Genomic DNA, 4,862 nt, shown 5'->3' on the forward strand with positions numbered 1-4,862 from the left:
AGCCGCGCCTGCCGCACCCGTAGCGCAATCGGCGGCGCAATCCGTGTTCAAGCCCCTTGCCGGCGCCACGGGCGGCGCCGGCGCGGACATCGACCTGATCATGGACGTGCCCGTCCAGCTGACGGTCGAGCTGGGCCGTACCCGCCTGACCATCAAGAACCTGCTCCAGCTGGGCCAGGGTTCCGTGGTCGAGTTGGACGGCCTGGCGGGCGAGCCGATGGACATCTTCGTCAATGGCTACCTGATCGCCCAAGGCGAAGTCGTGGTCGTCGAAGACAAATACGGCATCCGCCTGACCGACATCATCACGCCGTCCGAGCGGATCAACCGCTTGAACAACCGCCGCTGACCCTCGCGTCATGAACGACTCCGCTCTCCTGCGCGTCATCATCGGCCTGATCCTGGTCGTGGCCGCCATCCTGGTTTCGGCCTGGCTGGCGCGCCGCGCAGGGCTGACCCCGCGCGGCGGCGGCAATCTGCTGCGGCAGGTGGCCAGCCTGCCGGTCGGTCCGCGCCAGAGCATCGTCGTGGTGGAAGTCGAGAACACCTGGCTGGTGGTGGGCGTCGGCCCGAACCAGCTCAACACCCTGCATACCCTGCCCGCCGGCCAATTGCCGGAGGCTTCGACCTTGCCCGCCGCCGCCTTCGCGGCCAAGCTGGGCCAGGCGCTCAAGCGCCGCTAGCGCTGCCGCGCCATCCAAGCGACACCCATGAGTTTGCCCACAAGCACGACATCCGTCCGCGCCCGGCCCCGCGCGCTGCATCTGCTCGGCGCCGCGGCCCTGCTAGGCCTGGCCTTGTTCCCCGCGGGTGTCGTCGCGCAGGCCACCCTGCCCGCGCTGACCGCAACGCCCGGGCCGAACGGCTCCGAAACCTATTCGCTCAGCATGCAGACCCTGCTGCTGATGACGTCGCTGTCGTTCCTGCCCGCCGCGCTGCTGATGATGACGGGCTTCACCCGCATCATCATCGTGCTGGGCCTGCTGCGCAGCGCCATGGGAACGGCCATGTCGCCGCCCAACCACGTGCTGATCGGCCTCGCCCTGTTCCTGACCTTCTATACGATGTCGCCGGTGTTCGACAAGATCTACACCGACGCCTACAAGCCGCTATCCGAGGGCTCGATCCAGTTCGAGGCTGCGGTGGAACGCGCGGCCGCGCCGCTGCGCACCTTCATGCTGCATCAAACGCGCGAAAACGATCTGTCGCTGTTCGCCAACCTGGCCAAGCAGCCGGCCCTGGAAGACCCCTCGCAGGTGCCCCTGCGCATCCTGGTGCCCGCATTCATCACCAGTGAACTCAAGACCGCGTTCCAGATCGGCTTCACCATCTTCATCCCCTTTCTCATCATCGACCTGGTTGTCGCCAGCGTGCTGATGGCCCTGGGCATGATGATGGTGCCGCCGGTGACAGTAGCGCTGCCCTTCAAGCTGATGCTTTTCGTGCTGGCCGACGGCTGGAACCTGCTCATGGGTTCGCTGGCCCAGAGCTTCTATCAATAAGCTGGAGGAGAATCGCCATGACCGCAGAAACCGTCATGACCATGACCTACCAGGCGATGAAGATCGTGCTGGCGATGGCCGGGCCGCTGCTGCTCGTGACGCTGGTGGTGGGTCTGGTCATCAGCATCTTCCAGGCTGCCACGCAGATCAACGAAATGACGCTGTCGTTCATTCCGAAGCTGCTGGCCATGTGCGGCGTGCTGGTGCTGCTCGGTCCCTGGCTCATCGGCGTGATGGTCGACTACATCCGGCAGCTGATCGGCCAGATCCCCATGCTGGTGTCCTGAGCGGCTACCGCCGCCGGACGCCGGGCCTCACCCCATGATCGCCTTCACGCTCGAGCAGCTCAACGGCTGGATCGGCCAGTTTCTCTGGCCGTTCGTGCGCATCCTGGCGCTCGTGGGTACCGCCCCGCTGTTCTCCGAATCGCTGATTCCGGTCAAGGTCAAGATCGGACTGTCGTTTGTCCTGGCCGTCGCGATCAGCCCCGCGCTCGATCCCGTGCCTCCGATTGCACCCGGCTCCTTCGCCGGATTGTGGATGGTGATGCAGCAGGTGTTGATCGGCATCGCGCTGGGCTTCACGATGCGCCTGGTGTTTGCCGCCGTGCAGACCGCCGGCGAATTCGTGGGCCTGCAGATGGGCCTGTCGTTCGCTTCGTTCTTCGATCCGAGTTCGGGCGCCAATACCGCGGTACTGTCGCGCCTGTTCAACATCATCGCGATGCTGACATTTCTGGCGCTGGACGGCCATCTGCTGGTCCTGGCCGCGCTGGTGCGGTCCTTCGACACGCTGCCCGTGGCCATGATCCAGCTGCACCAAAATGGCTGGGGCGTGGTGGTGGAATGGGGCAAGACCGTCTTCGTTTCCGGCCTGTTGCTGGCGTTGCCGCTGATCTGCGCCCTGCTGACCATCAACCTGGCCATGGGCATCCTGAACCGCACGGCGCAGCAACTGTCCGTGTTCTCGATCGGCTTTCCGGTGACGCTCATCATCGGCGTCACGATTCTGACCGTCGTGCTGCCGCATGCGGGGCCCTTCCTGGAATCGCTATTCGAATCCGGCCTTACCGCGATGAGCCGGGTCGCCGACGCCCTGGCAGGAAAATAGCGGCCCAGGCTGGCGCCGGGGCGCCAAGGCGGCGCCTGGCACCGCCCCGCCATCCTTACTGCTGGCCGGTAAGACGGAACACGCGAATCGTTTCGCGCAATGCGCCGGACTGGCTGCCCAGCTGCATGACGGCGCCGCCCAGGTCCTGGACCAGCGCGGTGTTCTGCACCGTCATCACATCCATCTGCGACACCGCCGTATCCACCTGCTCGATGCCGCTAGACTGCTCCTGAGAAGCCTGGGAAATCTCGCCGATGATGTCGGTCACGCGGTGCACGGCGGCCACGATATCCTGCATCGTCGCGCCCGCCTGCTCGGCCTGCTGGGAGCCTTCGGTCACGCGTTCCACCGAGTCCTCGATCAGGCCCTTGACCTCCTTGGCGGCCTGGGCGCTCTTCTGCGCCAAGCTGCGGACCTCACCCGCCACCACCGCAAAACCCTTGCCGGACTCCCCGGCGCGGGCCGCTTCGACCGCGGCGTTGAGAGCCAGGATATTGGTCTGGAATGCGATTCCCTCGATGATGGTGACGATATCGGCAATCTTGCGCGAACTGTCTGAAATGCCGTGCATGGTGTTCACCACCTGCCCCACCGCCACACCGCCCTTGCGCGCCACTTCCATGCTGCTGGCCGCAAGCTGGTTGGCCTGGCGCGCATTGTCGGCGTTCTGCCTCACCGTGGACGTCAGCTGTTCCATGCTGGCGGCGGTCTGCTGCAGGGACGCCGCCTGGCCTTCGGTGCGGCCCGCCAGTTCCTGATTGCCCCGCGCGATATGCGCTGCGGCATGGGTCGTGCCTTCGATGCCGCGGTACACGTCCTGAGCGATTCCGATCAGACTTTTGCGCATCACTTCCAGCGAGAACTTCAGGCTCCCGATTTCGTCATCGGAATCCGCCACGATCTGCGTGGTCAGGTTGCCCGCTGCGACCTGGCGCGCCATATTGGCCGCGTCCACCATCGGATCCAGCAGCGACCGTGACAAACGCCAGCCCATGCCGAAGATGGCGCCGACGCCCACCGCAATGGCCGCGCAGCCGAGGCTCGCGCCCAGGGTGCTCAATTCCGCCCAATTGGCTTGCAGACCGTAGATGCCAGCGCCCGCCATGATTCCGGATGACAGCAGCGCATGGCGCAGCATGCGGCTGCGGACATTGCTGCGGAAAGCGAATGTCAGGACGTCCAGACCACGGCGCCACCCCGCGCGCACGGGTCGTCCGCGCAGGATACGCACGCCCTTGGCCGAGCCCTCGCGGATACGCGCGTACAAGTTCTCGGCCATTTCGATCTGCTCTTCGGACGGGCGCACACGCACCGACGAATATGCCACCACCTCGTCGTTCTCGACGATGGGCGTCGCATTCGCCAGCACCCAGTAGTAGCCGCCGTCCTTGCGCCGGTTCTTCACCAGCCCCAGCCACGATTCGCCCGCCTGCAACGTCTCCCACAGGTCTTCGTAGGCTTCGGACGGCATGTCGGGATGGCGCACGATGTTGTGCGGCTTGCCGATGAGTTCTTCTCGGGAAAAGCCGCTGACTTCGACAAAGGCCGGATTCGCATAGACGATCCGGCCCTTGGTATCCGTGCGCGAGATCAGGTACTGATCTTCGCGCAGCTTGGTTTCTACATTGTGGACGGGTAGGTTAACGCGCACAGCTTGCCTCCGGGTGCATCATGTCGAGCAGCGAATGTATCGGCAAGCAAACCGGATCTGACGCCCCGCATAGACGTGTTCCCCCGCCGGGTTCGTCAAGCCGGGGACTGCGTGGCCCCCACACTTTCGAACGCTGTTCACCGCTCTTTTTTTTCAGGCGTTATTGTTATTAACGGTCAAATTTTCGAAAACTTAACGTGCGCATGAGTTTCGCGCGCGCTCAGGCGTAAAGCACATGGACCGCGGCCGCGCATCAGCGCGGCCGCGGTCCTTTGCAAACCTCAGAAGACTGGCGTCACACCTGCGTCAGCGTAGGCGCGGCGTAACCACCCGACAGTTGGTGCGCGGGGACCTCGATCACTTCGCCCGCGTTGATCTTGAACACCGCTACCGCTTCGGCCAGGCGTTGCGCCTGTTCCTGCAGCGAACCCGCGGCCGCGGCCGCCTCTTCCACCAGTGCCGCGTTCTGCTGCGTCACCTCGTCCATCTGCGACACCGCCCGGTTCACCTGGTCGATGCCGCTGGATTGTTCTTCGGACGCGGCCGAGATCTCGCCCATGATGTCCGTCACCCGCTTCACCGAGGCCACGATCTCCTGC

Annotated in this window: 7 protein-coding genes; 5 read left to right on the top strand and 2 right to left on the bottom strand. The window is 64.8% G+C overall.

Annotated features, from left to right (window positions below; all coding sequences use genetic code 11):
* The 5 genes from fliN to fliR form a co-directional block, all read left to right on the top strand.
* Positions 1–349: flagellar motor switch protein FliN (gene fliN / locus VIR09_RS30470; protein ID WP_332016268.1), on the top strand; the 349-nt coding region annotated here is incomplete at its 5' end.
* A gap of 10 nt (positions 350–359) precedes the next feature.
* On the top strand, positions 360–683 hold the full coding sequence (fliO, locus tag VIR09_RS30475; RefSeq protein ID WP_332016269.1) for a flagellar biosynthetic protein FliO: 324 nt from the start codon (positions 360–362) through the stop codon (positions 681–683).
* A gap of 27 nt (positions 684–710) precedes the next feature.
* Positions 711–1,502, top strand: a complete 792-nt coding sequence (gene fliP, locus VIR09_RS30480; RefSeq protein ID WP_332016270.1) for a flagellar type III secretion system pore protein FliP — start codon at positions 711–713, stop codon at positions 1,500–1,502.
* A 17-nt stretch (positions 1,503–1,519) separates the two neighbouring features.
* Complete coding sequence (fliQ, locus tag VIR09_RS30485) at positions 1,520–1,789, top strand: flagellar biosynthesis protein FliQ (RefSeq protein WP_008163193.1); 270 nt, start codon at positions 1,520–1,522, stop codon at positions 1,787–1,789.
* 34 nt (positions 1,790–1,823) lie between these two features.
* The gene (gene fliR, locus VIR09_RS30490) at positions 1,824–2,612 is read left to right on the top strand and encodes a flagellar biosynthetic protein FliR (protein WP_332016271.1); all 789 of its coding nucleotides are present in this window, start codon (positions 1,824–1,826) and stop codon (positions 2,610–2,612) included.
* A gap of 55 nt (positions 2,613–2,667) precedes the next feature.
* On the opposite strand, the gene VIR09_RS30495 is transcribed toward fliR, so the two are convergent.
* Positions 2,668–4,263 (bottom strand): methyl-accepting chemotaxis protein, encoded by a 1,596-nt coding sequence (locus VIR09_RS30495; RefSeq protein WP_332016272.1) that lies wholly within the window; start codon positions 4,261–4,263, stop codon positions 2,668–2,670.
* Positions 4,264–4,558: 295 nt separating this feature from the next.
* A partial coding sequence (locus tag VIR09_RS30500; protein ID WP_332016273.1) for a methyl-accepting chemotaxis protein occupies positions 4,559–4,862 on the bottom strand: 304 nt, incomplete at its 5' end.

The sequence above is a fragment of the Achromobacter sp. genome, assembly GCF_036567245.1.
Classification (GTDB): domain Bacteria; phylum Pseudomonadota; class Gammaproteobacteria; order Burkholderiales; family Burkholderiaceae_B; genus Achromobacter.

What these genes read in the sequence shown, in the direction of transcription:
- fliR (WP_332016271.1), top strand. Translation starts at nt 1,824, where the DNA reads ATGATCGCCTTCACGCTCGAGCAGCTCAACGGCTGGATCGGCCAGTTT.
- fliP (WP_332016270.1), top strand. Translation starts at nt 711, where the DNA reads ATGAGTTTGCCCACAAGCACGACATCCGTCCGCGCCCGGCCCCGCGCG.
- fliO (WP_332016269.1), top strand. Translation starts at nt 360, where the DNA reads ATGAACGACTCCGCTCTCCTGCGCGTCATCATCGGCCTGATCCTGGTC.
- fliQ (WP_008163193.1), top strand. Translation starts at nt 1,520, where the DNA reads ATGACCGCAGAAACCGTCATGACCATGACCTACCAGGCGATGAAGATC.